Below are 23,317 nucleotides of genomic sequence, written 5' to 3' on the forward strand. Positions count from 1 at the left end.
CGGGCCCGTTCCGTGCGCGGTCGTACCCCGATCCCTACCGAAGGAGCCGACGACATGGGCAACGAACTCCAGGGCAGGACCGCCGTCGTGACCGGCGCGAGCAAGGGCATCGGACTCGCGGTGACCGAGGCGCTGGTCGGCGCGGGAGCGAGTGTGGTCGCCGGGTCCCGTACGTCGTCGAAGGACCTGGACGTGCTGGTGGATCAGGGCTCGGTGACCTGGGTGCCCGTCGACCTGAGCGAGCCCGCCGCGGCCGAGCAACTGGTCGCGGCCGCCCGGGGTCGCGTGGACATCCTGGTCAACAACGTCGGCACGGCCCCGCCCCGCACCGGTGGCTTCTTGACGGTCACCGACGAGGAGTGGCAGCGGACGCTCGATCTGAACTTCCTCGCGGCCGTGCGGGTCACCCGCGCCGCCCTGCCGCCGATGCTCGAAGCGGGCCGGGGCTCGATCGTCACGATCGCCTCCGTCAACGCCACGCTGCCCGACCCGCTGGTGATCGACTACAGCGCCGGCAAGGCCGCCCTGGTCGCCTTCTGCAAGGCCCTGTCCAAGGAGGTCGGCCCCAAGGGCATCCGCCTCAACACGGTGAGCCCGGGTCCGGTCGAGACGGATCTGTGGCTCGGCGGGGGCGGGGTGGCCCACACCGTGTCGGCCGCGGCGGGCAGCTCACCCGAGGACGTCGTGGCCGGGGCGAAGTCGTCCATGGTCACCGGCCGCTTCACCAAGCCACAAGAGGTGGCGGAGCTGGTCGTGTTCCTGGCAGGGGACCGTGCAGCCAACATCACCGGCAGCGATTTCGTGATCGACGGTGGCCTCATCCCGACCTGGTGATCACCGCTCGAGCAGCATCCGCTGAAGCTCACGCGCCGCCCGCGGCGGAGCCACGTCGCTGCGGTGCGCCAGACCGATCGCCCGGTGCAGCCCGGGTCGGGCCAGCGGAGTGACCCGCAGCCCCCGCCCCGATCGCGTGGCGACCATCTGCGGCACCACGGCGAGGCCCAGCCCCGCCCGCACAAACCCGAGCACCGCGTCCATCTCGCCCCCCTCCACCGCGAGCGTCGGCTCGAAGCCCTCCGCACGGCAGGCCGCCACGGTCAGCTCCCGCAGGTCGTAGCCGTGCCGGAACATCACCAGGCGCTCACCCTCCAGGTCGGCGATCCGCACGTGCCGCCCGCCCCGGCCGGGCGGCTGCGCCTCCGGTGACGACACCACCACCAGGTCCTCGCGCAGCAGTTCCACCGTGGTCAGGGCGGGGGACGGGGTCGGCAGAGGCAGGACGATCAGGGCGAGGTCGAGGGCACCGCGAGCGAGTTCCCGTACGAGGTCGTGGGAGCCGCCCTCCTCGATCAGCAGCCGGATGCCCGGATAGCGGTCGTGGAAGGCGCGCAGCACATCGGGCAGCAGGCCGGTGCACAGACTCGGCGTGGCGCCCAGCCGGATCCGGCCGCTGCGCAGCTGCACCAGCTCCTGCACCTCCTGCCGGGCCGTGTCCGCGTCGGCCAGGATCCGCCGGGCCAGCGGCAGCAGCGCCTCGCCCGCGTCGGTGAGCGTGATGTTGCCCCGCGCCCGCAGGAAGAGATCCGCCCCGAGCTCCCGCTCCAGCGCCTTGATCTGCTGGGACAGCGACGGCTGCGCGACATGGACCAGTTCGGCGGCCCGGGTGAAGTGCCGGGTCTCGGCGACCGCCACGAAGTACTGGAGCTGATGGAAGTGCACCAAGCCACCATAGCTCTGGCCTATGGAAACGAGGGATTCCATGTCTTGGACCGATGGGGCCGTTCGGCCCTAGCGTGCTGAGTCATGGCACTGGCAACGCGGACGGACCGACGGCCGTCCATGGCGCGCACGATGTGGGACAGCTCCGTCGGCAAGAAGGCCGTGATGGCGGTCAGCGGGCTGATCATGCTGCTCTACCTGGTCGTCCACATGATCGGCAACCTGAAGATCTACTTCGGGGCGGGCGACTTCAACTACTACGCCCACTGGCTGCGCACCATCGGCGAGCCGTTCATGCACTATGAGTGGACGCTGTGGATCATCCGCGTCGTCCTGGTGGTCGCCGTGGTCGCCCACGCCACGTCCGCGTACCAGCTCAGCAGGCGTGACATCAAGGCGCGCCCCACCAAGTACGTGCACAAGAAGCCGAGCGCGAGTTACGCCACGCGCACCATGCGCTGGGGCGGGATCATCCTCGGCCTGTTCATCGTCTGGCACATCCTGGACCTGACCACCGGCACCGTGCACTCCGGCGGCTTCCAGGAGGGGCACCCGTACCAGAATGTCGTGGACACCTTCTCCACCTGGTACGGCAACGTGATCTACATCGTCGCGATGCTCGCGCTCGGCCTGCACATCCGGCACGGCTTCTGGAGCGCCGCCCAGACCCTCGGCGCCAGCAGCCGCACCCGCGCCCTGAAGACCGTCGCCGACGTTCTCGCGCTGCTGCTCACGGCCGGCTTCATCGCCGTACCCGTGGGCGTCATGACCGGAGTGGTGAGCTGACATGACTACCTACGTGGACTACGAGACCGGCGCGCCCGTCACCGACGGCAAGGCGCCCTCAGGACCGATCAACGAGCGCTGGGACACACGCCGTTTCGAGGCCAAGCTGGTCAACCCGGCCAACCGGCGCAAGCACACGGTGATCGTCGTCGGTACCGGCCTCGCGGGCGGCTCCGCCGGTGCCACCCTTGCCGAACAGGGCTACCACGTCGTCCAGTTCTGCTACCAGGACTCCCCGCGCCGCGCCCACTCGATCGCTGCGCAGGGCGGCATCAACGCCGCGAAGAACTACCGCAACGACGGCGACTCCGTCCACCGCCTCTTCTACGACACCGTCAAGGGCGGCGACTTCAGGGCGCGCGAGTCCAACGTCCATCGCCTGGCCCAGATCTCGGTCGAGATCATCGACCAGTGCGTGGCGCAGGGCGTGCCGTTCGCCCGGGAGTACGGCGGTCTGCTCGACACCCGCTCCTTCGGCGGCGTCCAGGTGTCGCGCACGTTCTACGCCCGCGGCCAGACGGGCCAGCAGTTGCTGCTGGGCGCCTACCAGGCGCTGTCCCGGCAGATCGCCGCCGGCAACGTGGAGATCCACCCGCGCACCGAGATGCTCGACCTGATCGTCATCGACGGCCGGGCCCGCGGCATCGTCGCCCGCGACCTGATCACCGGGAAGATCGACACGTACTTCGCGGACGCGGTCGTCCTGGCGAGCGGCGGCTACGGCAACGTCTTCTATCTGTCGACGAACGCCATGAACTCCAACGCCACCGCCATCTGGCGGGCACACCGGCGCGGCGCCTACTTCGCCAACCCGTGCTTCACCCAGATCCATCCGACCTGCATCCCGCGCACCGGCGACCACCAGTCCAAGCTGACGCTGATGAGCGAGTCGCTGCGCAACGACGGCCGGATCTGGGTGCCCGAGGCCAAGGGCGACACCCGGCCGCCGAACCAGATCCCCGAGGAGGAGCGCGACTACTACCTGGAGCGCATCTACCCGTCCTTCGGCAACCTGGTCCCGCGCGACATCGCCTCCCGCGCCGCGAAGAACGTCTGCGACGAGGGCAGGGGAGTGGGCCCCGGCGGCCAGGGCGTCTACCTGGACTTCGCGGACGCGATCAGGCGCATGGGCCGTAAGGCCGTCGAGGCCAAGTACGGCAACCTCTTCGACATGTACCAGCGGATCACCGACGAGGATCCGTACGAGGTGCCGATGCGCATCTACCCCGCCGTGCACTACACGATGGGCGGCCTGTGGGTCGACTACGACCTGCAGACCACGATCCCGGGCCTGTTCGCGATCGGCGAGGCCAACTTCTCCGACCACGGCGCCAACCGCCTCGGCGCCTCCGCCCTGATGCAGGGCCTGGCGGACGGCTACTTCGTCCTCCCGGCCACCATCAACGACTACCTGGCCCGCAACCCGCACCAGGAAGCGGTCACCGCCGAACACCCCGCCGTACGCGAGGTCGTGGCCGAGACCGAGGGGCGGGTCGAGAAGCTGCTCGCCGTCGACGGCGACCGCACTCCCGACTCCTTCCACCGCGAACTCGGCGAACTCATGTGGGAGTTCTGCGGCATGGCGCGCACCGACTCCGGACTGCGCAAGGCGCTGGAGCGCATCCCGCAGATCCGCGAGGAGTTCTGGCGGCGCATCAAGGTGCCCGGCACCGGCGAGGAGTTCAACCAGTCGCTGGAGAAGGCCAACCGCATCGTCGACTACCTCGAGCTCGCCGAGCTGATGTGCCTCGACGCACTGCACCGCGCCGAGTCCTGCGGCGGCCACTTCCGCGAGGAGTCGCAGACCCCCGACGGGGAGGCCGCCCGCAAGGACGACGAGTTCTCGTACGCGGCCGCCTGGGAGTTCACGGGTACGGGCGAGGCCCCGACCCTGCACAAGGAAGACCTGGTCTTCGAGTACGTCCACCCCACTCAGCGGAGCTACGCATGAAGCTCACCCTGCGCGTCTGGCGGCAGCCGAACGCCGACGCCGACGGCGCCATGTCCACGTACGAGGTGGACGGCATCTCCTCCGACATGTCCTTCCTGGAGATGCTCGACACGCTCAACGAGGAGCTCATCCTCAAGGGCGAGGACCCGGTCGCCTTCGACCACGACTGCCGCGAGGGCATCTGCGGCGCGTGCTCGCTCGTCATCAACGGCGACGCGCACGGACCCGAGCGCACCACCACCTGCCAGCTGCACATGCGGTCCTTCAAGGACGGCGACACGATCGACATCGAGCCGTGGCGGGCGTCCGCGTTCCCGGTGATCAAGGACCTGGTCGTGGACCGGTCCGCGTTCGACCGGATCATCCAGGCCGGCGGCTACATCACAGCGCCGACGGGTGCCGCGCCCGAGGCCCACTCCACGCCGGTGCCGAAGCCGGACGCCGACTTCGCCTTCGAGCACGCCGAGTGCATCGGCTGCGGGGCGTGTGTGGCCGCGTGTCCCAACGGGGCGGCGATGCTGTTCACGTCTGCGAAGATCAACCACCTCAACGTGCTGCCGCAGGGTGCGCCCGAGCGGGAGACCCGCGTCCTCGACATGGTGGCGCAGATGGACGAGGAGGGCTTCGGAGGCTGCACGCTCACCGGCGAGTGCGCCACCGCGTGCCCGAAGGGGATTCCGCTCATGTCCATCACCAGCATGAACAAGGAGTGGCTGCGGGCCACCCGGAAGGTCGCCAAGCGTTAGACGCGATCCACAGACGTTCGCCGACACCGTGCGGACGGGCGGGGCCGGGGTGGTGCTCCCCGGCCCCGTCTCGCATTCCCGCGGCGGTTTTCCACGGCGGTTCACCGCTGGGAGTCGCGCCGGATCAGGGTGCTGCCCAGCGCCGCGGCCGCCGCGCGTACTGCCGTCGCCTGGCCCCCGGGGCGGAACCTGCTGGTGGGTCCGGCCACGCTGATCGCGGCCAGTGGCTCGTCCCGGCGGCCCAGCACCGGTGCGGCCACGCACACCAGCCCAACCGCCGACTCCTCCCGCTGGAACGCCACCCCCGTCTCGGTCACCCGCTGCAACTGCCGGCGCAGGATGCCCGGCGCCACCACCGTGTGCGGGCGTCCCATTCGAGAACTCGCTCTACCTGCCGGCGAACATCCGCGACACCCGGCTGGTGCTGCTCAACCACTGCGGCCACTGGGTGATGATCGAGCACGCCGACGAATTCAACCGGTTGGTCGTAGACTTCGTGGCGAACAACTGACCTGGAGTTCCCCGGACCCCACCCGTTCAACAACCGCACATCCGCTCTCCTGGCACAGGTCACGTGCCCGCCAACCGGCGTCGGAAGAACTGGGGTTGTCCCCGACGTCGCCGCACCGGCCCGTGACCAGGAGAGAGCCATGACCGGCGTTTCCACCCTCGACCGTCCCCCGCAGCCCGCGGCGCCCACCCGCTACACCGTCACGCTCGCCCGTGACGAGGCAGACGTGCGGGCCGCCCAGCGGCTGCGGCACGACGTCTTCGCCGGTGAGATGGGCGCCCTGCTGTCCACCCCGCAGCCGGGCCACGACATCGACCCCTTCGACGCGTACTGCGACCATCTGCTCGTGAACGACACCGTGACCGGGCAGGTCGTCGGCACCTACCGGCTGCTGCCGCCGGAGCGCGCCGCGGTCGCCGGGCGACTCTACTCCGAGGGCGAGTTCGACCTGAGCGCGCTCGACGGGATCCGGCCAGGCCTGGTCGAGGTCGGCCGCTCCTGCGTGCACCCCGACCACCGCGACGGCACCGTCATCGGCCTGATCTGGGCCGGCATAGCCCGCTACATGGTGGACCGCGGCCACGAGTGGCTGGCGGGCTGCTGTTCCGTCCCGCTCGCCGACGGCGGCGCGCTGGCCACCGGCACCTGGGAGCGTGTGAAGGACAAGCACCTGGCTCCGGAGGAGTTCCGGGTGCGGCCGCTGCTGCCCTGGATCCCGAACGCCGAGGCCCCGGCCGGCCGCACCGAGCTCCCCGCCCTTCTGCGCGGCTATGTGCGCCTGGGCGCCTGGGTCTGCGGCGAACCCGCGCACGACCCGGACTTCGGGGTCGCCGACCTGTACGTGCTGCTGTCGATGCGCCGGGTCAACCCGCGCTATCTGAAGCACTTCCTCTCGCTCGTGCCCTCCTGATGAGCGTCTGGCTGCCCAGCGCGCCCTGCACCCCCAGGGCGTGCGTGGAACCGACCGCGTCCGTCACGGCCGTACCGCGTGCCGTGCTGCGGCTCACCGGGGTCGTGCTCCTGGTCCTCGCCGGGGTCGTGCTGACGCCGTTCGGCGGGCGCATCCCCGCCGATCTCGTCGGGCGCTGGTGCCGGGCGATCGTGCGGGCCACCGGAGTCCGGGTCACCGTCACCGGCGCCGCGGCACCCACGGGCGGGCTGCTCCTGGTGGCCAACCACATCTCCTGGCTGGACATCCCGCTGCTGGGCGCCGTGCGCCCGGCGCGGATGCTCGCCAAGACGGAGATACGGCAGTGGCCCGTGGCCGGTGCGCTGGCGGCCCGCAGCGGTGTCCTGTTCATCGAGCGGGACCGGCTGCGGGCGCTTCCGGAGACGGTCGCCCGCATCGCCGGGGCCTTGCGGGACGGCGCGGCAGTCGTCGCCTTCCCCGAGGGCAGCACCTGGTGCGGGCGCGCGCACGGCCGCTTCCACCGGGCCGTCTTCCAGGCCGCGCTCGACGCCGGTGTCCCCGTCCAGCCCGTCCGGCTGCACTACCGGGTCGACGGGGGACCGGCCACCACCGCGCCCGCATTCGTGGGCGAGGACACCCTGTTGGCCTCGATGTGGCGGGTGGCCACGGCGCGCGGCCTGGTGGCCGAGGTGGAGGTACTGCCGGAGATCACGCCGGGCAGCCACCCCGACCGTCGCGCCCTGGCCCGCGCCGCGCAACCGACCGGGGGCGAGCCGGACTGGACCCATACGGCCCTGGTCAGCTCCCCGTCGCCGATCGGCGAGCCCGCACCGGAAGCCGCCTGAGCACGTCGGCACCGTGGTCGCCGCGTGTCCCCGGCCTGAGGAGTCTCAGCCCAGGACACGGGCCAGATACGGTGCCGTCGCGCTGCCTTCCGTCCGGGCCACCTCGGCCGGAGGCCCCGCCGCCACGATCCGCCCGCCCTGGTCGCCGCCGCCCGGACCGAGGTCGACCACCCAGTCGGCGCCCGCCACCACGGTCATGTCGTGCTCGACCACCACGACGGTGTGCCCGGCGTCGACCAGCCCGTGCAGCTGGCGCATCAGCACCTCCACGTCGGCCGGGTGCAGTCCGGTCGTCGGCTCGTCGAGCAGATAGAGGGTGTGCGCGCGCCGCCCCCGCTGCAACTCGCTCGCCAGCTTGATGCGCTGGGCCTCACCGCCGGACAGCTCGGTCGCGGGCTGCCCGAGTCGCAGATAGCCGAGCCCCACGTCGAGCAGCGTGCCGAGGCTTCGGGCCACCGCCGGGGTGTCCGCGAAGAACTCCGCGGCACCCTCCACCGTCAGGTCCAGGACCTGCGCGATGTTCCGCCCCCGGTACGTCACTTGAAGCGTCTCGGGGTTGTAGCGCGCCCCGCCGCAGTCCGGGCACGGCGCGTAGGTGCTCGGCAGGAACAGCAGCTCCACGCTGACGAAACCCTCGCCCTGACAGGTCTCGCAGCGCCCTCCCGCCACGTTGAAGGAGAACCGCCCGACGCCGTAACCGCGCTTCCGCGCGTCGTCGGTGGCCGCGAACACCTTCCGTACGACGTCGAACAGCCCTGTGTACGTCGCCAGGTTGGAGCGCGGGGTGCGTCCGATCGGCCGCTGGTCGACGGACACGAGCCGATCGACCCCTTGCCGTTCCTCGGTGATCTCGCCGATGAGCGTGGACTTCCCCGACCCGGACACGCCCGTGACCGCGGTGAACGCGCCGAGCGGGAACTCGGCGGTCACCTCGCGCAGGTTGTGCCGCGTCACCGGGCCGACCTTCAACCAGCCACGCGGCGTGCGCGGTTCGCGCACCGGGGCAGGGGCGCGGTCGAAGAGGAATCGGGCGGTCGCCGACTCCGGGACCGCCGCCAGGCCCGGTACCGGGCCGCTGTGCAGCACCTCGCCGCCGTGCTCGCCCGCGCGGGGGCCCACGTCCACCACCCAGTCGGCGCCGCGCACCACGTCCAGGTGGTGCTCGACCACGAACACCGAGTTGCCCGCCGCCTTCAGCCGCGCCAGCACCGTCAGCAGCGCAGCGGTGTCCGCCGGGTGCAGCCCGGCCGACGGCTCGTCCAGGACGTACACCACACCGAACAGACCGGAACGCAACTGCGTGGCCAGACGCAGCCGTTGCAGCTCGCCCGCCGAGAGGGTCGGGGTCGCCCGGTCGAGACTCAGATAGCCGAGGCCGAGTTCGACGACCGGCGCGATCCGCGACTTCAGGTCCTCGGTGAGGACGCGCGTGGTCTCGGGCCCGCCGTCGAGCCGGCCCGCCAGGTCCGCCAGCGGCAGCGCGGCCAGCTCGGCGATCGTACGGCCCGCGAAGGTGACGGCGAGGGCCTCGGGCCGTAGCCTGCTGCCCCCGCACACCGGACAGGGCGCGCTCGTCAGGAAGCGCTCGGCCTTCGCCCGCAGGGCCGGGCTCTTGGAGTCCGAGAACGTCTTGATCACGTATCGGTGCGCGCTCATGTACGTGCCCTGGTACGGCCGTTGGATGCGGTCGGCGTCCCGCACCGGATGCACGGTGACGACGGGCTGCTGCTCCGTGAACAGGATCCACTCCCGCTCCTCGGCGGGCAGTTCGCCCCACGGACGGTCCACGTCGTATCCGAGCGCGTCGAGGATGTCGCGCAGGTTCTTGCCCTGCCAGGCGCCCGGCCAGGCGGCGATCGCGCCGTCCCGGATCGACAGGGACGGGTCGGGGACCAGCAACTCCTCGGACGTCCGGTGCACTTGACCGAGCCCGTGGCACTCCGGGCAGGCACCCGCGGCCGTATTGGGGGAGAAGGCGTCGGAGTCGAGCCGCTCGGCGCCGGGCGGATAGTCACCGGCGCGCGAGAACAGCATGCGCAGGGAGTTCGACAGGTTGGTGACCGTGCCGACGGAGGAGCGCGAGGTGGGGGCCGAGCGGCGCTGCTGGAGCGAGACCGCGGGCGGCAGCCCGGTGATCTCCCCGACCTTCGGCGCGCCCACCTGGTGGATGAGCCTGCGGGCGTACGGCGCCACCGACTCGAAGTAGCGCCGCTGGGCCTCGGCGTAGATCGTGCCGAAGGCGAGCGACGACTTGCCCGAGCCGGACACCCCGGTGAACACGGCCAGCACGTCCCGCGGAATGTCCACGTCGACGCCCTTGAGGTTGTGCTCGCGGGCGCCCCGGACGCGGACGTAGGGGTCGTGGGGGCTGTGCATCAGGGGGAACTCCACAGGGGCCGGCCGGGCGGGACAAACCCTGCGATTCTAGCCCCTCGTCCCGCCCGCAGCCCCGCTGACCTGGTGGTTACGGATGCGGAGGGGTGTCCCGCTCCGAGCCGCCGAGTTCGTCCTTGAGCTTCTGCTGGGCGGTGTCGACCTGCGACTGGTACTTGTTGCCGGTCTTCTGGTCGCCGTAGTCGCCCGCCTTGTCGATGCCCTTGCCGGCCTGGTCCTCGTGGCCCTTGAGCATGCCCTTGATCTTGTCCATGAAGGACATGGCAACCCTCCTCACTGAGATAGAGGCTCCGTATCCCAGGGTCACCGTCTCCGCCCCGGTCCGCATCTCGGAGGGCATCGGCTTCAGGCGGTGGTGGGCTCCAGGCGCGCGATCCGGGCGAGCCGCCGGTAGGAGTCGATCAGGGCCGTGCGGTCGTACGTGCTGGTGGTGACGAGGACCTCCTGGGCGTCCGTCTCCTTCAGCACCGCCTCCAGTTCGTCGGCGACCTGCTCCTCCGTGCCTGCGAGCTGTCCGGCGAGACCTGACTCGTAGAGGCCGCGCTCCTTGGCGGTCATGGCGCGGGCCTCGACGTCCTCGGCTGGCGGCAGCGGCGGGAACGTGCCGTGCGTGCGCGAGTACGCCATCGACCAGGCCTCCGGGACCAGCAGCCGACGGGCCTCCTCGGGAGTGGCGGCCACCGCGATCGTGCCCGAGATGACCACATACGGCTCCGGCGCCCAGGGGGAGGGGCGGAAGCGGGAGCGGTAGTGGTCGATGCCGCGCCGCATCTTCTCGCGGTTCCTGAGGTCGCCGATGACCATCGGCAGCCCGGCGCGGGCCGCGATCTCGGCGCCCTCGCCCATGGCCAGCACGAACGGCGGGACGTACAGGCCCTCCGCCGGGCGGGCGTGCACCCCGGTCGGCGAGGTGCCCCGGAACCAGCCGAGGAGTTCGTCGAGCTGGGCCGCGAAGTCCTCGGCGTCGTCCTTGTCCCGGCCCAGCGCCTTGCGCACCCCCTCGGTGAAGCCCACGGAACGCCCGAGACCCATGTCGATCCGCCCCGGGAACAGTGCCTCCAACACCCCGAACTGCTCGGCCACCACCAAGGGTTGGTGATTGGGCAGCATGACCCCACCGGTGCCGACCCGGATCGACCGGGTCGCCCCGGCCACGGCGGCGGCGAGCACCGTCGGCGCGGACCCGGCGACCCCGGGCACCCCGTGGTGCTCGGAGACCCACACGCGGTGGTAGCCGAGCGCCTCCAGCTCCCGCCCCAGCACGACGGTGTCCCGCAGCGCTTCGGCGTGCGGGTACCCCTCGCGGGTGCGGGAACGGTCGAGGACGGAGAACCGGGTCCGATCGATCAGCGAGCTCACCCAAGGTTCAACACCCGCGCGGGCCCGGGATTCCCGCGGTCACCCGGCGTCCGTCCCCGGACACCGTGCGTGCCCTGCTTCTTCCAGCCGGACCGGTGGCCACAGCTAGTTCGTTGGAGTGCCGAATTTGCGATCGTGGCCCGGCACTTGATCGATCCTGCGTAGGATCCGGGCTGCGCGCAGACACAGAAGGAGGAGGTGCGGATGGCCACCTGCCGTGGCATCGACGTGTCCGCCTACCAGGGAACCCAGGACTGGGCCGCCCACAAGTCCGACGGTGTGGTGTTCGCCTTCGCCAAGGCGACCGAGGGACAGCACAGCCGGGACACCAAGTTCGACACGCACATCTCGGGAATCATCAAGGCCGGGCTGGTGCCCGGCGCCTACCACTTCGCATGGCCCAACCAGGACGTCGACCTCGAGGCCGCGAACTACATCGGCGCCGTCAAGCCGCACGCGGGCAAGGGGTTCACGCACTGGCTGGACCTCGAGCGCTACAGCGACGGCCGCAACTACAACGGCCGCAGCGCCGCCCAGATCAAGGCCTGGGCCACCGCCTGGATCAAGGCGGTCCGGGCCGCGTTCCCCGGCCAGCGCGTCGGCGTCTACACCAGCGCGTCCGACATCGCCGCCGGACACATGCCCTCCGCCGTGCCGCTCTGGTATCCCGCCTACCCCTGGGGCGCCGCCGACTTCAGCAGGGCCGAGGCCGCCGCCCGGCCCGCGCCCAGCGGAGTGGCCCCGCTCATCTGGCAGTTCACCAGCCAGCCCATGGACCGATCCATCGCCTATCTGTCCGCGTCCGGGCTGCGCGCCTGGGCCGCGGGCGACACCGAGGAGGACGACATGCCCCAGTACGTGAACCTCGGGCTGGCCAAGCCCTACACCCTCAACCCCGGCGGCTGGGACTCGATCGAGTACACCAAGGAGTGGACCGACGAGACCGGCGACCACGTCACCGGCGGCAGCGTCTTCGTACACGGCGCGTCCCGCTTCACCGGCAGCATCAGCCTGTCCATCACGGGGCTCCCGGTCGGCGCGGTCGTCCAGGCTCGTATGTCCGAGTACGAGGGCGACACCCACAAGGCCGACCACCCCATCCACGAGATCATCGGCACGCCCGGCGGCGCCTTCGCCGTCCTGCCCCTGACGAAGCGCCTCGCACGGGGCCACGGCATGCGGGTGAGGCTCCTGAACCAGTCCAGCGCCAAGGTGACCGTCGCCAGCGCCGTCCTGACCGCACTGGTCTGGAAGGAGAGCTGAACCCCTCGGCCACTCGTGATTCGGTGCGCTCACTAGGGTGAGCCGGGTGACAGACAGCAGCGGGCGGCCGGTCGTCGTGTTCGATCTCGACAACACCCTTGCCGACACGGCGCACCGTCAGCGGTTCCTGGAGCGCCAGCCGCGGGACTGGGACGGCTTCTTCGCCGCCGCCCCGCAGGACCCGCCGCTGGCCGAGGGTCTGGCGCTGGCCAAGGAGAGCGCGCGGGAGTGCGAGGTCGTCTACCTCACCGGCCGGCCCGAGCGCTGCCGGCGCGACACCCTCGACTGGCTGGCGGCGCAGCGGCTGCCCCACGGCCGCGTGTTCATGCGGCGGGACGCCGACAGGAGGCCCGCACGGCACAGCAAGCTGGAGACCCTGCGCCGGCTGGCGCGCGACCGGGAGGTCCGGCTGCTCGTGGACGACGACGAGCTGGTGTGCGATGCGGCCGAGCGGGCAGGTTTCACCGTCCTGCGGGCCCGCTGGGCCGACCGGTCCGCGGCGCTGGAGGACGCGCAGGAGCGGGAGGGGCGCACCTGAACCGCCCCGTCCTATCTGAGCCGTCGGCCGTATCTGAGCCGCAGCGGCGTCAGGACGCGTCCTCGATGCGGAAGCCCAGCTTCAGACACACCTGGTAGTGCTCGATCTGCCCGTTCTCGATCTGGCCCCTGACCTGGGTCACCTCGAACCAGTCCAGGTTGCGCAGCGTCTGGCCGGCGCGGGTGATGCCGTTGCGGATGGCCTGGTCGATGCCCTCGTGCGAGGTGCCGACGATCTCCGTGACCCGGTAGGTGTGGTCGGTCATGCGGGTGCTCCTCTCCGTACGCGACGGATGTGTCACGCGTCACTCCACGGTGCCGTATGCATGGGCGGACCGCGAGGCGTCGTAGACGATCCGCCGACAGCCCTTGACCCTCCGCATTGGTCCATACCAAAATCCAGACACCCGTGCGAGCGCTCGCTCGTCCCCCCACGTCGGGCCCCTTCCGCTGTCCGTCAGACAGAACAGGACCCCTCGTGAGACAGGTACTCGTACGACGTCGTCTGCTCGTCCTCGGCTGTGTGTCCGCCGTCCTCGCCGCCGGGTGCGGCGTCCTGCCGGGCGGGACGGAACGGCACACGGTGACCGTGTGGCTGATGAAGGACAGCGCGTCGCAGGAGTTCCTGCGCCGGTTCACCGAGGACTTCGAGCGCACCCACGACGACATCCGCCTCGACATCCGGATCCAGCAGTGGACCGGCATCGTCGACAAGGTGCAGAACGCGCTCAAGGCCGACCCGGACAACGCCCCAGACGTGATCGAGGTCGGCAACACCCAGGTCCCGCAGTACGTCGAGGACGGCCGGCTCACCGACCTCACCCTGGAGTCGCTGCGCGACTGGGACATGGACAAGTGGCTGCCCGGCCTCGCCGACCCCGGCCGCTGGGGCACACAGCAGTACGGCGTCCCCTGGTACGCCGCGAACCGCGTCGTCATCTACCGCAAGGACCTCTTCGAGAAGGCCGGCATCACCTCCCCGCCGAAGACCCGTGAGCGGTGGCTCGCCGACACCGAGAAGCTCAACTCCGGCGGCAACCAGGGCATCTACCTGGCCGGACAGGACTGGTACACCCTCTCCGGGTTCATCTGGGACGAGGGCGGCGACCTCGCCGAGGAGTCCGGCGGCCTCTGGAAGGGCACCATGGACAGTCCGGCCGCGCTGCGCGGCATGGACTACTACCGGCAACTGCAGGCCCTGGGCGAGGGTCCGGTCGGTGCCGACGAGGAACACCCGCCCCAGTCGGGCGTGTTCGCGGAGGGCCGGGTCGCGCAGATCGTGGCCGTGCCCGGTCTCGCCCAGGCCATCGTGGAGAAGAACCCCGAACTCAAGGACAAGCTCGGCTTCTTCCCTGTGCCGGGCCGGACCGCCGATCGGCCCTGTGCCGTCTTCACCGGCGGCTCCGACCTGATCGTCCCGCGCAACACCGACCAGCGGTACCGGGCCGTCGCCGTCGTCGCGGCGCTCACCGGCGCCAAGTGGGACACCGACCTGGCCCGCACCATGAGCTACGTCCCCAACAAGACGACCCTGGCGAGCGCCGTCGCCGGCGAGGAGGGGGCCGCCGCCATGGCGGCCGGAGCCGCGCACGGCCGGGCGACCCCCAGCACACCTCAGTGGACGGCGGTCGAGGCCGACAACCCCATCAAGGAGTACATGTCCAAGGTGCTCGGCGGCGCCGACCCGGTGGCCGAGGCCCGCCGCGCCTCGCAGCGGATCACCGAGGCGCTGGACCCGAACGTCGCGTGAGGCGGCGGCACTCGACCACCAGTCATCGGACCGCGCTCAGCGACAGCGCGAACCTGCCCTGCGCGTCGGTCCACCAGTGGGTCAACTCCAGCCCGGCGGCGGCCAGTTCCGCCGCCACTCCCTCCTTCCGGAACTTCGCGGACACCTCGGTGCGCAGTTCCTCGCCCGCCGCGAAGTCCACGGCCAGGTCGAGCGCGGGCACCTTCACGGTCTGCGCCGTACGGGAGCGCAGCCGCATCTCGATCCACTCGTTGCCGGCGTCCCACAGGGCGACGTGGTCGAAGGCGCCGGGATCGAAGTCGGCGCCCAGCTCACGGTTGACGACGGCCAGGACGTTCTTGTTGAACTCGGCCGTGACCCCGGCCGCGTCGTCGTACGCCCGGACCAGGACCTGCTCGTCCTTGACCAGGTCCGTGCCGAGCAGCAGGGTGTCGCCGGGCGTCAGCAGCGCCCGGACCGAGGCGAGGAACACGGCCCGCTCCGGCGGCAGCAGATTGCCGATCGTGCCGCCCAGGAAGACCAGCAGTCGGGGACCCGGTGTCTCGGGCAGCGACAGCCGGGCCGTGAAGTCGGCGATCAGGGCGTGCACGGACAGGCCCGGCCGCTCCTCGATGAGGGCCTGCCCGGCCTGGGTGAGCGCGCTCTCGCTGACGTCGACCGGGACGTAGGTGTCCAGGTCGGTGAACGCGTCGAGCAGGTAACGGGTCTTCTCGGAGGAGCCGGAGCCCAGCTCGACCAGGGTGCGGGCCCCGGCCGCGGCCGCGATCTCACCGGCCCGGTCGGCGAGAATCTCGCGCTCGGCCCGCGTCGGGTAGTACTCGGGCAGTTCGGTGATCTGCTCGAACAGCTCGCTGCCCCGGGCGTCGTAGAACCACTTCGGCGGCAGCGTCTTGGGGGTTGCGGTGAGGCCGTCGTGGACGTCGGCGCGCAGCGCGGCCTCCGTGGCGTCCTCGGGGAGTGTGCGGGTGACGTGCAGGGGACTCACGTACAAGGCTCCTTCGGTGCGGGTGCCTGGTCCTTCAGCGGAGTGAGCAGGACGCCGGTGCGGTCGGCGGTCAGCAGGGTGCGGTCGGGGACCTCCTGCCAGCGCGGATCGTCGTCGTACGGCTCGGAGGCGACGACCGCGCTGCGGCCGGGCTCCGCCAGGTACCAGAGGGTGTCGCCCCAGGTGGTGGCGGCGATGGTCTCGCCGTCGGTGAGCAGCAGGTTGAGCCGGGAGGCGGGCGCCGCCTCCGCGAGCTCGCGGACCGTCTCGCCCAGCGCGCGCCCGGCGTCGTCGCCCGCGCGCAGCCGGTGCAGGACCAGGGCCCAGACGAACGCCGAGTCGGTGCGCGCCTCCATCGACAGCAGCTCGACCGGGGGCAGCCCCGGGACGAGCGGCGCCGCCGACTGCGGCCAGCCCGCCACGGCGCCGTTGTGGCTGAACAGCCACCGGTCCGCGGTGAACGGCGCGGCCGCGGCCTCCCCGTCGGCACCCGGCACGGTCGCGTCCCGTACGGCGGCGAGCAGCGCACCGGTCCGTACGACGCGGGCCAGGTCCACGAAGGACACGTCCGCCCAGATCGGCCCGGCCCGCCGGTAACGGGCAGGTGCCGGGTCGCCCGGCGCGTACCAGCCCACCCCGAAACCGTCGGCGTTGACCGTCCCGTGTTGTTGCCGCCGAGGCGCCCACGACTGGCGGTACAGCGCGTGCGGGGGCTCCACGAGGAGTCGGCCGAGCGGCTCCTCGGGTCCCAGATACGCCAGATGCCGGCACATCAGACGTCCGCCGAGCGGGCCGTGCGGAACCCGGAGAAGATCTGCCGCCGGATCGGATAGTCCCAGTTACGGAACGTGCCCCGGCAGGCCACCGCGTCCACGGCGAACGAACCGCCGCGCAGCACCTTGTACTCGGACCCGAAGAACACCTCCGAGTACTCCTTGTACGGGAATGCGGTGAACCCCGGGTACGGCAGGAAGTCGCTCGCCGTCCACTCCCACACGTCGCCGATCAACTGCCGTACGCCCAGCGGTGATTCACCCGCCGGATAGCTGCCGGCCGGCGCCGGACGCAGATGCCGCTGTCCCAGGTTGGCGTGCTCCGGCGCCGGGTCGGCGTCGCCCCACGGGTAGCGCGTCGAGCGGTCCTGGTCGGGGTCGTGCCGGGCCGCCTTCTCCCACTCGGCCTCGGTGGGCAGCCGCCGCCCGGCCCAGCGGGCGTACGCGTCCGCCTCGTACCAGCACACATGCACCACCGGCTCCTCGGGCGGTACGACCTCGGTGACCCCGAAGCGCCGCCTGAGCCACTGCCCGCCCTCGCGGCGCCAGAACAGCGGCGCGGTGATGCCGTTCTGCCGGATGTGCGCCCAGCCTTCGGGTGTCCACCAGCGTTCGTCGTCGTAGCCGCCGTCCTCGAGGAACGCCTGGTACGCGCCGTTCGTCACCGGGGTCGTGTCGATGTGGAACGGCGCCACCTCGCGCCGGTGCGCCGGGCGTTCGTTGTCCAGCGCCCACGGCTCGGTGGAGGTGCCCATGGTGAACGGGCCGCCGGGGACCAGGACTTCGGCCGGGCCGGTGAACGGCGGCACCGGGTCCGGGTCCGGGGCGGTCAGTGCCTGCGGCCCCTTGCGGAGCTGATGGGTGATCAGCATGGTCTCGTCGTGCTGCTGTTCGTGCTGCGCGATCATCCCGAAGGCGAAGCCCGCCTCGGTCAGGCGCGCGCCGTGGAACGCGGAGCTCTCCAGCAGGTCGAGGACGTGCCCGCGCACCTGAGCCGCGTACCTGCGGGCCTCCTCGGGCGGCAGCAGCGGCAGCCTGGGCCGTTCGGCGCGCGGGTGCTCGAAGGCGTCGTACAGGTTGTCGATCTCGGGCCGCATCGCCTCGCGCCCGCCGACCGCCCTGAGGAGCCACAGCTCCTCCTGGTTGCCGATATGGGCGAGGTCCCACACCAGCGGCGACATCAGCGGCGAGTGCTGCGCGGTGAGGTCGGGCTCCTCGACGCAGCTGGTCAGCAGCGTGGTGCGGGCGCGGGCGGTGACGAGCGAGGACAGGGCGCGCTCGCGGACGGCCTCGACGTCCATCTCGGCGGCGGTCATGTTCGGGTGTCCTTCCCGTGGGTGCTGGCGCTTCCTCCGGCCGGGTGAATCCGGGATCGGAGGTGGACCGGGTCGCGCAGGTTGTCGAGCAGGTCGTCGGCGGGGCAACGGCCTTGGATGACGTAGCGGTCCAGATACGCCGCGACGGCGTCCGTGACCTCGGTGGTGGCGCCGATCCGGGGCAGAGCCTCCAGAGCCGCCCGGAAACACAGCTCGGCCGCCTCGCGCAACTCCGTGTCGCCCATGCCGCTGCGGGCCGCGTCGGCCCACAGCGGATTGTGCGGCGCGGGCAGCGAGAGCGCGCGCTCGGCCAGCGGTTTCATGGCCCGGTAGGCGGTCTCGGCGGCCTGCGGGTCGTCGAACAGCGCGGCCGTCACGGCGAGCGGCACGATCCAGCCGTCCTCGCCGGGCTGTGCGTCGATCATGCGCAGTTCGAGATGGCCACGCGGTCTGACCGGCGGGAACAGCGTCGTCAGGTGGTAGTCGAGATCCTCCCGGGTGGGCGGCCGGGGCGCCCCAGACCGGGCCCACTCGCGGAACGTCAGCCCGTCGGGTACGTCCCACGGGCCGGTGTCGCGCCGTATGCACATGACCGGGGCGTCCATGACGTGCTGGGCCCAGGCGGCGCGCGGATCCCCGTCCAGCGGGGGAGCGCCGGCCCGGCCGGTGCCGATCTCCATCCAGAACAGCTGCCGGGTGGACGCCCAGCCCGTCGGGCGCCCTCCCACCAGCGGGGAATTGGCGAACGCGGCCACCAGGACCGGGCCCAGTCGGTGCGCCAGCCACCAGCGCCGGACGTGGCCCAGCGGTCCCGGCGCCTCGTACCCGGCGTCCAGGCTCACCTGGACGGAGGCCGAGGCGCACATCATGTGGCGGCCGGCGCTGCCGGTGCGGTCCAGGCAGGTCTCCAGGGCGTCGTAGCGCGGCTCGCGCAGGAACCGGCGTGGCGCGTGCCAGGGATCGTGGCCGACGCCGACGAGGCCGAGGCCGTCGTCGGCCAGGACGGCGCGTACGGCGTCCAGGTCGGCGGAGACGGTACCGATGCACTCCATCAGAGAGTCGGCGGGCGGGGAGCTCAGCTCCAGCTGACCGCCGGGTTCGACGGTGAGCGCCGACTGCAGGGGCACGGTACGGAGTGCGGCGTAGGCCGCTTCGAGTCGTTCGGTTGTCACGGGGAGCCGCGGCCGGCGCAGCTCATGAATGAGCCATTCCACTTCCACCCCGAGGGTGCGGGGCGGTCCTGTCTTGAAGCAGATGCCGTGGACCAAGGCCTCCAGCTCTGCTGCGGCGAGCGAGGTACGGGGGTCCGTACAGTCGCTCGCCCCGGTACTTGAGGAATCAGACATGTCGGGATCCTCCTGAGATTCCACCATGCCACCCGATTTGTCGTCGGGCCGGGCACACACTCGTCCCACCCAAAACCCTCGGACCGATTCGCACAAGGGTGCGCAACGGCACGTTCCGGATCGGCAATCTCCGTTTTCATATGTGTTTCCGGAACGTTCCGGGGCCGGGAAACTCCGTTGCACCGCCTCACCAGCATCGCTCAGGATTCCTGCATGAGCACGACGGGGGAGAACGCGCGGCGCGCGTGCACGGCGTCCACGGGGGTGGCGCCGTGAGCGCGCGCCTGCGCGGCATCGCACAGGAGACGGAACTGATCGTCGCTGCGGGCGTCTATCGCGCACCCGGTGGACGCGAGGTGTCACTCGCGGCGGCGATCGAGGCCGCGCGCGCCGGAACACGCATGTACGGTCCGGGTCCGGTCGAGGTGCCCACGGTCGCGCCCGCGGACATGTCCGTGGAGGTCACGGGCGAGAGCAGCCTCGAAGCCGCCCGCCGCCTGGCCGCCACGGGACCGGTGGCCGTCCTGAACTTCGCCTCGGCCCGCAATCCTGGCGGCGGCTATCTCAATGGCGCCCAGGCCCAGGAAGAGGCCCTGTGCCGCGGCTCCGCCCTGTACACCTGTCTGCTGCGGGCCCCGGAGTTCTACGACCATCACCGCGCCCACCGAGACCCGTTCTACACCGACCGGGTCATCCACTCACCGGCCGTGCCGGTCTTCCGCGACGACAAGGGCCGCCTCCTCGACGAGCCCCACCCGGCCGGATTCCTCACGGCGGCGGCCCCCAACGCGGGAGTCGTGCTGCGTACGGCCCCGGACCGCGCCCCCGAACTGCCGGGCGCCCTCGCCGTACGCGCGCAGCGGGTCCTGGAGACCGCCGCCGCGCACGGCTACCGGCGACTGGTGCTGGGCGCCTGGGGCTGCGGGGTGTTCCGCAACGACCCGGCGCAGGTGGCGGGCGCCTTCCGGACCCTGCTGGGCCCCGGCGGACGGTTCGCGCGGTCCTTCGAGCACGTGGTGTTCGGGGTGCTGGACCGTACGTCGGGAAGGGTGGTCAGGGAGGCGTTCGTACGGGCGTTCCCGGCGCCTGGGCAGCGGCCGTGACCAAGCGGCCTTGGCTCCGGTGCGCTGCCGCGCCCCCAAGGGGCGCGGCATCGTCGATATGCGGCTCCGCCGCGGGGCGCGACCAGCCCTCACCGGCCCGAGAGTTCGTCACCGCGATTCCAGCGGAGCGCTCAGCGCCAGCCGTAGCGCTCCCGGAGCCGGTGCACGACCAGGTTGAACCGCATCCGGTCCAGCGCGCACGCCTCCCGGCGCATGCCCTCCTCGTGCAGCCGCAGCACCCGGTCCACGTCCACCCAGGAGTCGCGTCCCGAGCGGTCCCACGGCCCGCTGCCGATCGCCACCCACTCCCGGTCCCCGTCGTGCCGCTTGCTGGACAGCTGAACGGCGAGGAAGGTGCCCGCGGCCTCCCGGGCGACGACGAGGACCGGCCGGTCCTTACCCCTTCCGTCGTTCTCCTCGAACGGCACCCAGGTCCACACGATCTCCCCGGGGTCCGGGTCGCCGTCGTGCGCGGGCGAGTACTCGGTGCGCACCCGGCCCACCTCGCGCGGCTCGGCCTCGGTGGTGGCGGTGGGCCCGAAGCGACCGGGGATGTCTTCATCGGTAAAGGCAGTCACGTGGGGCACCTTAGAGCCTGGCCGCGCGGGGGCCGACGGCGGGCACCGGGGCGTCAACTGTCTTGTGCGGTCCAGGTGATCGCCGGTGGTACGACCCTTGCGCACAGCGGATGGCCGCACGGGTCGGTCAGCCCGAGCCGGCCGACCAGCAGCCCGGTACGTACGGCCGCGTCGAGCACGTCGGCGGGCACGGCACCGAGCATCAGCTTGGCGCGCCGGAACATCGTGAAGGCACCCGACGCCTCGACCGTGCCCCACGACAGATAGAGGAACCGCTCGCCCGGCCGGCCCTGCACATACGGGCCCTTCACATCGCCACCGGCACTGGAGCACTCCAGCGTCCAGCTCGCGGACGGGGCGTCGCCGGGCTGCGGATCGAGGAGTTCGGCCGGCCGGTTGCGCCGCTGGACGGCCACGTGGATGTTCTCGTACGCCCCACCGCCCGGCGCGGGCGCGCAGCTGAGGCCGGGCAGGTCGACGCCGTCGATGCGGATGCGCATGCCGACCATCATGGCCCCCTGCGCACGGAGCGGCACCGGGACCCTCGAAGCCGGGGATCCCGGTGCCGTCCTGTCAGGTGATCACTCCCCGTTGTTGTCCACCGGCACCTTCTGCGCCGGCGGGTTCGCGATCCCGTTGAGGGACGGTGAAGTCCCGTTCGGGCTCTGGCCGTTCTGGCCCATCGAGGCGAGCAGCTGCCGGGCCAGGCCGAGACCGGTGCCGCCCATCGTGAGCGCCTTGGCGAACATGTCCGCCATGCCGTCCGCGCCGTTGAGCAGCACCATGTTGTCCACGTTGCCGAACGCGGACGCACCAGCCTTCACGATCTCCGGCCAGTTCTCGGCGAGTTGCTGCGCGACCACGGCCTCCTGGTTCTCGGCGAGGGCGGCGGCCCGCGCCTTGATGGCCTCCGCCTCCGCGAGGCCCTTGGCCTTGGCCGCCTCGGCGTCCGCCAGGCCCTTCGCCTGGGCGGCCGCCGCCTCCGCCTCACCCGTGGCCCGGGTCGCCGCCGCCATGGCCGCACCCCGGGTTTTCGTCGCCTCGGCCTCGGCACCCGCGGCCGCCTTGACCCGGGTCGCCTCGGCCGCCGCCGCGAGCTCCGTCTCCTTGGCCTTGGCCTGCGCCGCGGAGATACGCGCGTCACGCTCGGCCTCGGCCAGCGTCCGCTTCTCGTACGCCTGGGCGTCGGCCGGCTTGCGCACATCGGCCTGGAGCTGCTGCTCACGGCGGTGGGCCTCGAGCTCGGCGACCCGTGTCTCCTGGACGACGACCTCCTGCCGGGCGGCCGCGTCGGCGAGCGGACCGGCCTGGCGGGCCTTGGCCCCGGCCTTGTCCCGCTCGGCCTGGTAGCCGGCCTGCAGGATCTCGCTGTCCCGGGTGGCCTCCGCCATCCGCGCGTACGACTGCTGCTCCGCCTCGGTGGCGAGACGGTTCGCCTCCGCCTGCGCGATCCGCGCGTCCCGCTGGACGGCGGCCGCGTGCGGCATCGCCAGGTTCTGGATGTACCCGGTCGGATCCTCGATCTCGTGGATCTGCAGCGAGTCGACGATCAGGCCGAGCTTCTCCATCTCCGTACCGCAGGCGGCGCGGGTCTGCCCCGTGAGCTTTTCGCGGTCGCGGATCATGTCCTCGACCGTCAACCCGCCCACGATGGACCGCAGATGACCGGCGAACACGTTGTGCACGCGCTCCGACATCATCCGCTGCTGGTCCAGGAACCGGCGGCCCGCGTTGGCGATCGACACGAAGTCGTCGCCCACCTTGAAGATGACCACACCCCGAACCTTCAACGGAATGCCCTGATGGGTCACGCAGTCCACCGACAACTCGGTCTCGTTCAGGTCGAGGGAGAGCTTGCGCACCGCCTGCACACCGGGCAGCACCAGCGTGCCGCGACCGGTGACGATGCGGAATCCCATGCCCTCCTCGAGGCCCTCGGTCCGGTGCTTCGAACCGGAGATGATGAGCGCCTCGTTCGGTTCGGCGACCCGCCACATCATCTTGAAGAGACCGATCAACACGAGAGCGGCCACGACCGCCGCACCCGCAACGACGCCGACAACCATCGGCATACGCCCCCTTTGCATGGTGCCCTATCGGCACCGAACGAAGGGAGTGTGCTCCTGCGCAACCCCACGGTGAAGACGCTGACGGATCCTTGTTGCAATCTTGACGCGTACGGCTCTCACCTGGGGCGGAGCATGCTCAACTGTCGTATGCGGGCGCCACGTAGACGGTTCTGGGCGGGAGGTATTCCACCACCATCACCACCGTGCCCGGCGTGATCCGGCCGGTCCCGTCGGCGGCGTACGCGAGGAAGTGCTCGGCGCCCCCGCGCACCCGGACGATCACCTCGCCGACGAGTCCGGGCCCGATCGTTCCGGTGACCCGCCCCATCAGCCCGACCATCGACGCATCGTCCATGGTCACAGGGTACGGGCGGAA

The 23,317-nt window shown here is 71.5% G+C and carries 25 protein-coding genes; 11 read left to right on the forward strand and 14 right to left on the reverse strand.

Going from position 1 to position 23,317, the window contains the following annotated elements; translation table 11 throughout:
- The first annotated feature begins 54 nt into the window (after positions 1 to 54).
- Positions 55 to 834, forward strand: a complete 780-nt coding sequence (locus ACFYXB_RS14535; protein ID WP_389581655.1) for an oxidoreductase — start codon at positions 55 to 57, stop codon at positions 832 to 834.
- Here ACFYXB_RS14535 and ACFYXB_RS14540 read toward each other — a convergent pair whose 3' ends face one another.
- Positions 835 to 1,719, reverse strand: a complete 885-nt coding sequence (locus ACFYXB_RS14540; RefSeq protein ID WP_351359923.1) for a LysR substrate-binding domain-containing protein — start codon at positions 1,717 to 1,719, stop codon at positions 835 to 837. It abuts the gene before it with no gap.
- A gap of 120 nt (positions 1,720 to 1,839) precedes the next feature.
- Here ACFYXB_RS14540 and ACFYXB_RS14545 point away from each other — a divergent pair, with 120 nt between their 5' ends.
- The 3 genes from ACFYXB_RS14545 to ACFYXB_RS14555 are packed head-to-tail and all read left to right on the forward strand — an operon-like array spanning position 1,840 to position 5,202.
- Positions 1,840 to 2,505 (forward strand): succinate dehydrogenase, encoded by a 666-nt coding sequence (locus ACFYXB_RS14545; RefSeq protein ID WP_389582095.1) that lies wholly within the window; start codon positions 1,840 to 1,842, stop codon positions 2,503 to 2,505.
- A gap of 1 nt (position 2,506) precedes the next feature.
- Positions 2,507 to 4,456 (forward strand): fumarate reductase/succinate dehydrogenase flavoprotein subunit, encoded by a 1,950-nt coding sequence (locus tag ACFYXB_RS14550; RefSeq protein ID WP_389581657.1) that lies wholly within the window; start codon positions 2,507 to 2,509, stop codon positions 4,454 to 4,456.
- Positions 4,453 to 5,202, forward strand: a complete 750-nt coding sequence (locus tag ACFYXB_RS14555) for a succinate dehydrogenase/fumarate reductase iron-sulfur subunit (RefSeq protein WP_351359917.1) — start codon at positions 4,453 to 4,455, stop codon at positions 5,200 to 5,202. The genes ACFYXB_RS14550 and ACFYXB_RS14555 overlap by 4 nt, the downstream gene beginning before the upstream one ends.
- A gap of 101 nt (positions 5,203 to 5,303) precedes the next feature.
- Here ACFYXB_RS14555 and ACFYXB_RS14560 read toward each other — a convergent pair whose 3' ends face one another.
- A complete protein-coding gene (locus tag ACFYXB_RS14560) occupies positions 5,304 to 5,576 on the reverse strand; it encodes an IclR family transcriptional regulator C-terminal domain-containing protein (protein WP_389581660.1) in 273 nt (90 codons plus the stop codon).
- Between the two features lie 47 nt (positions 5,577 to 5,623).
- On the opposite strand from ACFYXB_RS14560, the gene ACFYXB_RS14565 reads away from it, so the two are divergent.
- The 3 genes from ACFYXB_RS14565 to ACFYXB_RS14575 all read left to right on the forward strand — a co-directional run bounded on the left by ACFYXB_RS14565 (position 5,624) and on the right by ACFYXB_RS14575 (position 7,468).
- Positions 5,624 to 5,713, forward strand: a complete 90-nt coding sequence (locus ACFYXB_RS14565) for an alpha/beta fold hydrolase (RefSeq protein ID WP_389581662.1) — start codon at positions 5,624 to 5,626, stop codon at positions 5,711 to 5,713.
- A gap of 139 nt (positions 5,714 to 5,852) precedes the next feature.
- Positions 5,853 to 6,623 (forward strand): GNAT family N-acyltransferase, encoded by a 771-nt coding sequence (locus ACFYXB_RS14570; RefSeq protein ID WP_351359911.1) that lies wholly within the window; start codon positions 5,853 to 5,855, stop codon positions 6,621 to 6,623.
- Positions 6,623 to 7,468, forward strand: coding sequence for a lysophospholipid acyltransferase family protein (locus tag ACFYXB_RS14575; RefSeq protein WP_389581666.1), 846 nt, complete (start codon positions 6,623 to 6,625; stop codon positions 7,466 to 7,468). The genes ACFYXB_RS14570 and ACFYXB_RS14575 overlap by 1 nt, the downstream gene beginning before the upstream one ends.
- 45 nt (positions 7,469 to 7,513) lie before the next feature.
- Here ACFYXB_RS14575 and ACFYXB_RS14580 read toward each other — a convergent pair whose 3' ends face one another.
- The 3 genes from ACFYXB_RS14580 to ACFYXB_RS14590 form a co-directional block, all read right to left on the reverse strand.
- Positions 7,514 to 9,844 carry an ATP-binding cassette domain-containing protein gene (locus ACFYXB_RS14580; RefSeq protein ID WP_389581668.1) on the reverse strand — a complete coding sequence of 777 codons (2,331 nt, stop codon included), beginning with the start codon at positions 9,842 to 9,844 and terminating at the stop codon, positions 7,514 to 7,516.
- Positions 9,845 to 9,932: 88 nt separating this feature from the next.
- The gene (locus ACFYXB_RS14585) at positions 9,933 to 10,124 is read right to left on the reverse strand and encodes an antitoxin (RefSeq protein ID WP_389581671.1); all 192 of its coding nucleotides are present in this window, start codon (positions 10,122 to 10,124) and stop codon (positions 9,933 to 9,935) included.
- 83 nt (positions 10,125 to 10,207) lie between these two features.
- A complete protein-coding gene (locus tag ACFYXB_RS14590; protein ID WP_389581674.1) occupies positions 10,208 to 11,221 on the reverse strand; it encodes an LLM class flavin-dependent oxidoreductase in 1,014 nt (337 codons plus the stop codon).
- A gap of 204 nt (positions 11,222 to 11,425) precedes the next feature.
- Between ACFYXB_RS14590 and ACFYXB_RS14595 the strand changes: the two genes are divergently transcribed.
- Both ACFYXB_RS14595 and ACFYXB_RS14600 read left to right on the forward strand, forming a co-directional pair.
- Positions 11,426 to 12,484: a glycoside hydrolase family 25 protein gene (locus ACFYXB_RS14595; protein ID WP_389581677.1), complete on the forward strand. Its 1,059-nt coding sequence runs from the start codon at positions 11,426 to 11,428 to the stop codon at positions 12,482 to 12,484.
- A 46-nt stretch (positions 12,485 to 12,530) separates the two neighbouring features.
- The gene (locus tag ACFYXB_RS14600; protein ID WP_389581680.1) at positions 12,531 to 13,022 is read left to right on the forward strand and encodes a hypothetical protein; all 492 of its coding nucleotides are present in this window, start codon (positions 12,531 to 12,533) and stop codon (positions 13,020 to 13,022) included.
- A 49-nt stretch (positions 13,023 to 13,071) separates the two neighbouring features.
- On the opposite strand, the gene ACFYXB_RS14605 is transcribed toward ACFYXB_RS14600, so the two are convergent.
- Positions 13,072 to 13,287, reverse strand: a complete 216-nt coding sequence (locus ACFYXB_RS14605) for a dodecin (protein ID WP_351361997.1) — start codon at positions 13,285 to 13,287, stop codon at positions 13,072 to 13,074.
- A gap of 212 nt (positions 13,288 to 13,499) precedes the next feature.
- Here ACFYXB_RS14605 and ACFYXB_RS14610 point away from each other — a divergent pair, with 212 nt between their 5' ends.
- Entirely contained in the window at positions 13,500 to 14,771 is a 1,272-nt protein-coding gene (locus ACFYXB_RS14610) for an extracellular solute-binding protein (protein WP_389581682.1), read from the forward strand.
- Between the two features lie 22 nt (positions 14,772 to 14,793).
- Here the strand turns inward: ACFYXB_RS14610 and egtD are convergent, their stop codons facing one another.
- The 4 genes from egtD to egtA are packed head-to-tail and all read right to left on the reverse strand — an operon-like array spanning position 14,794 to position 19,191.
- Complete coding sequence (gene egtD / locus ACFYXB_RS14615; RefSeq protein ID WP_351361991.1) at positions 14,794 to 15,756, reverse strand: L-histidine N(alpha)-methyltransferase; 963 nt, start codon at positions 15,754 to 15,756, stop codon at positions 14,794 to 14,796.
- Complete coding sequence (egtC, locus tag ACFYXB_RS14620) at positions 15,753 to 16,529, reverse strand: ergothioneine biosynthesis protein EgtC (RefSeq protein ID WP_389581685.1); 777 nt, start codon at positions 16,527 to 16,529, stop codon at positions 15,753 to 15,755. Before egtC ends, egtD begins: the two co-directional genes overlap by 4 nt.
- On the reverse strand, positions 16,529 to 17,845 hold the full coding sequence (egtB, locus tag ACFYXB_RS14625; protein ID WP_389581687.1) for an ergothioneine biosynthesis protein EgtB: 1,317 nt from the start codon (positions 17,843 to 17,845) through the stop codon (positions 16,529 to 16,531). Before egtB ends, egtC begins: the two co-directional genes overlap by 1 nt.
- Positions 17,842 to 19,191: an ergothioneine biosynthesis glutamate--cysteine ligase EgtA gene (egtA, locus tag ACFYXB_RS14630; protein ID WP_389581689.1), complete on the reverse strand. Its 1,350-nt coding sequence runs from the start codon at positions 19,189 to 19,191 to the stop codon at positions 17,842 to 17,844. Before egtA ends, egtB begins: the two co-directional genes overlap by 4 nt.
- 272 nt (positions 19,192 to 19,463) lie before the next feature.
- Here egtA and ACFYXB_RS14635 point away from each other — a divergent pair, with 272 nt between their 5' ends.
- The gene (locus tag ACFYXB_RS14635; RefSeq protein WP_389581691.1) at positions 19,464 to 20,294 is read left to right on the forward strand and encodes a TIGR02452 family protein; all 831 of its coding nucleotides are present in this window, start codon (positions 19,464 to 19,466) and stop codon (positions 20,292 to 20,294) included.
- 131 nt (positions 20,295 to 20,425) lie between these two features.
- On the opposite strand, the gene ACFYXB_RS14640 is transcribed toward ACFYXB_RS14635, so the two are convergent.
- The 4 genes from ACFYXB_RS14640 to ACFYXB_RS14655 all read right to left on the reverse strand — a co-directional run bounded on the left by ACFYXB_RS14640 (position 20,426) and on the right by ACFYXB_RS14655 (position 23,296).
- Positions 20,426 to 20,872, reverse strand: a complete 447-nt coding sequence (locus ACFYXB_RS14640) for a type II toxin-antitoxin system PemK/MazF family toxin (RefSeq protein WP_389581694.1) — start codon at positions 20,870 to 20,872, stop codon at positions 20,426 to 20,428.
- A gap of 53 nt (positions 20,873 to 20,925) precedes the next feature.
- Entirely contained in the window at positions 20,926 to 21,372 is a 447-nt protein-coding gene (locus ACFYXB_RS14645; protein WP_389581697.1) for a DUF5990 family protein, read from the reverse strand.
- A gap of 81 nt (positions 21,373 to 21,453) precedes the next feature.
- Positions 21,454 to 22,944, reverse strand: coding sequence for an SPFH domain-containing protein (locus ACFYXB_RS14650; RefSeq protein WP_351361970.1), 1,491 nt, complete (start codon positions 22,942 to 22,944; stop codon positions 21,454 to 21,456).
- A gap of 133 nt (positions 22,945 to 23,077) precedes the next feature.
- Entirely contained in the window at positions 23,078 to 23,296 is a 219-nt protein-coding gene (locus tag ACFYXB_RS14655) for a hypothetical protein (protein WP_351361967.1), read from the reverse strand.
- Positions 23,297 to 23,317: the final 21 nt, after the last annotated feature.

Source organism: Streptomyces sp. NPDC002619 (genome assembly GCF_042889305.1).
Taxonomy (GTDB): Bacteria; Actinomycetota; Actinomycetes; order Streptomycetales; family Streptomycetaceae; genus Streptomyces.

Bases quoted from the DNA above. Each gene is read 5' to 3' on its own strand.
- ACFYXB_RS14535 (WP_389581655.1), top strand. From the start codon at position 55: ATGGGCAACGAACTCCAGGGCAGGACCGCCGTCGTGACCGGCGCGAGC.
- ACFYXB_RS14545 (WP_389582095.1), top strand. From the start codon at position 1,840: ATGGCGCGCACGATGTGGGACAGCTCCGTCGGCAAGAAGGCCGTGATG.
- ACFYXB_RS14550 (WP_389581657.1), top strand. From the start codon at position 2,507: ATGACTACCTACGTGGACTACGAGACCGGCGCGCCCGTCACCGACGGC.
- ACFYXB_RS14555 (WP_351359917.1), top strand. From the start codon at position 4,453: ATGAAGCTCACCCTGCGCGTCTGGCGGCAGCCGAACGCCGACGCCGAC.
- ACFYXB_RS14560 (WP_389581660.1), bottom strand. From the start codon at position 5,576: ATGGGACGCCCGCACACGGTGGTGGCGCCGGGCATCCTGCGCCGGCAG.
- ACFYXB_RS14570 (WP_351359911.1), top strand. From the start codon at position 5,853: ATGACCGGCGTTTCCACCCTCGACCGTCCCCCGCAGCCCGCGGCGCCC.
- ACFYXB_RS14575 (WP_389581666.1), top strand. From the start codon at position 6,623: ATGAGCGTCTGGCTGCCCAGCGCGCCCTGCACCCCCAGGGCGTGCGTG.
- ACFYXB_RS14580 (WP_389581668.1), bottom strand. From the start codon at position 9,844: ATGCACAGCCCCCACGACCCCTACGTCCGCGTCCGGGGCGCCCGCGAG.
- ACFYXB_RS14585 (WP_389581671.1), bottom strand. From the start codon at position 10,124: ATGTCCTTCATGGACAAGATCAAGGGCATGCTCAAGGGCCACGAGGAC.
- ACFYXB_RS14595 (WP_389581677.1), top strand. From the start codon at position 11,426: ATGGCCACCTGCCGTGGCATCGACGTGTCCGCCTACCAGGGAACCCAG.
- ACFYXB_RS14605 (WP_351361997.1), bottom strand. From the start codon at position 13,287: ATGACCGACCACACCTACCGGGTCACGGAGATCGTCGGCACCTCGCAC.
- egtC (WP_389581685.1), bottom strand. From the start codon at position 16,529: ATGTGCCGGCATCTGGCGTATCTGGGACCCGAGGAGCCGCTCGGCCGA.
- egtB (WP_389581687.1), bottom strand. From the start codon at position 17,845: ATGACCGCCGCCGAGATGGACGTCGAGGCCGTCCGCGAGCGCGCCCTG.
- egtA (WP_389581689.1), bottom strand. From the start codon at position 19,191: ATGTCTGATTCCTCAAGTACCGGGGCGAGCGACTGTACGGACCCCCGT.
- ACFYXB_RS14645 (WP_389581697.1), bottom strand. From the start codon at position 21,372: ATGCGCATCCGCATCGACGGCGTCGACCTGCCCGGCCTCAGCTGCGCG.
- ACFYXB_RS14650 (WP_351361970.1), bottom strand. From the start codon at position 22,944: ATGCCGATGGTTGTCGGCGTCGTTGCGGGTGCGGCGGTCGTGGCCGCT.
- ACFYXB_RS14655 (WP_351361967.1), bottom strand. From the start codon at position 23,296: ATGGACGATGCGTCGATGGTCGGGCTGATGGGGCGGGTCACCGGAACG.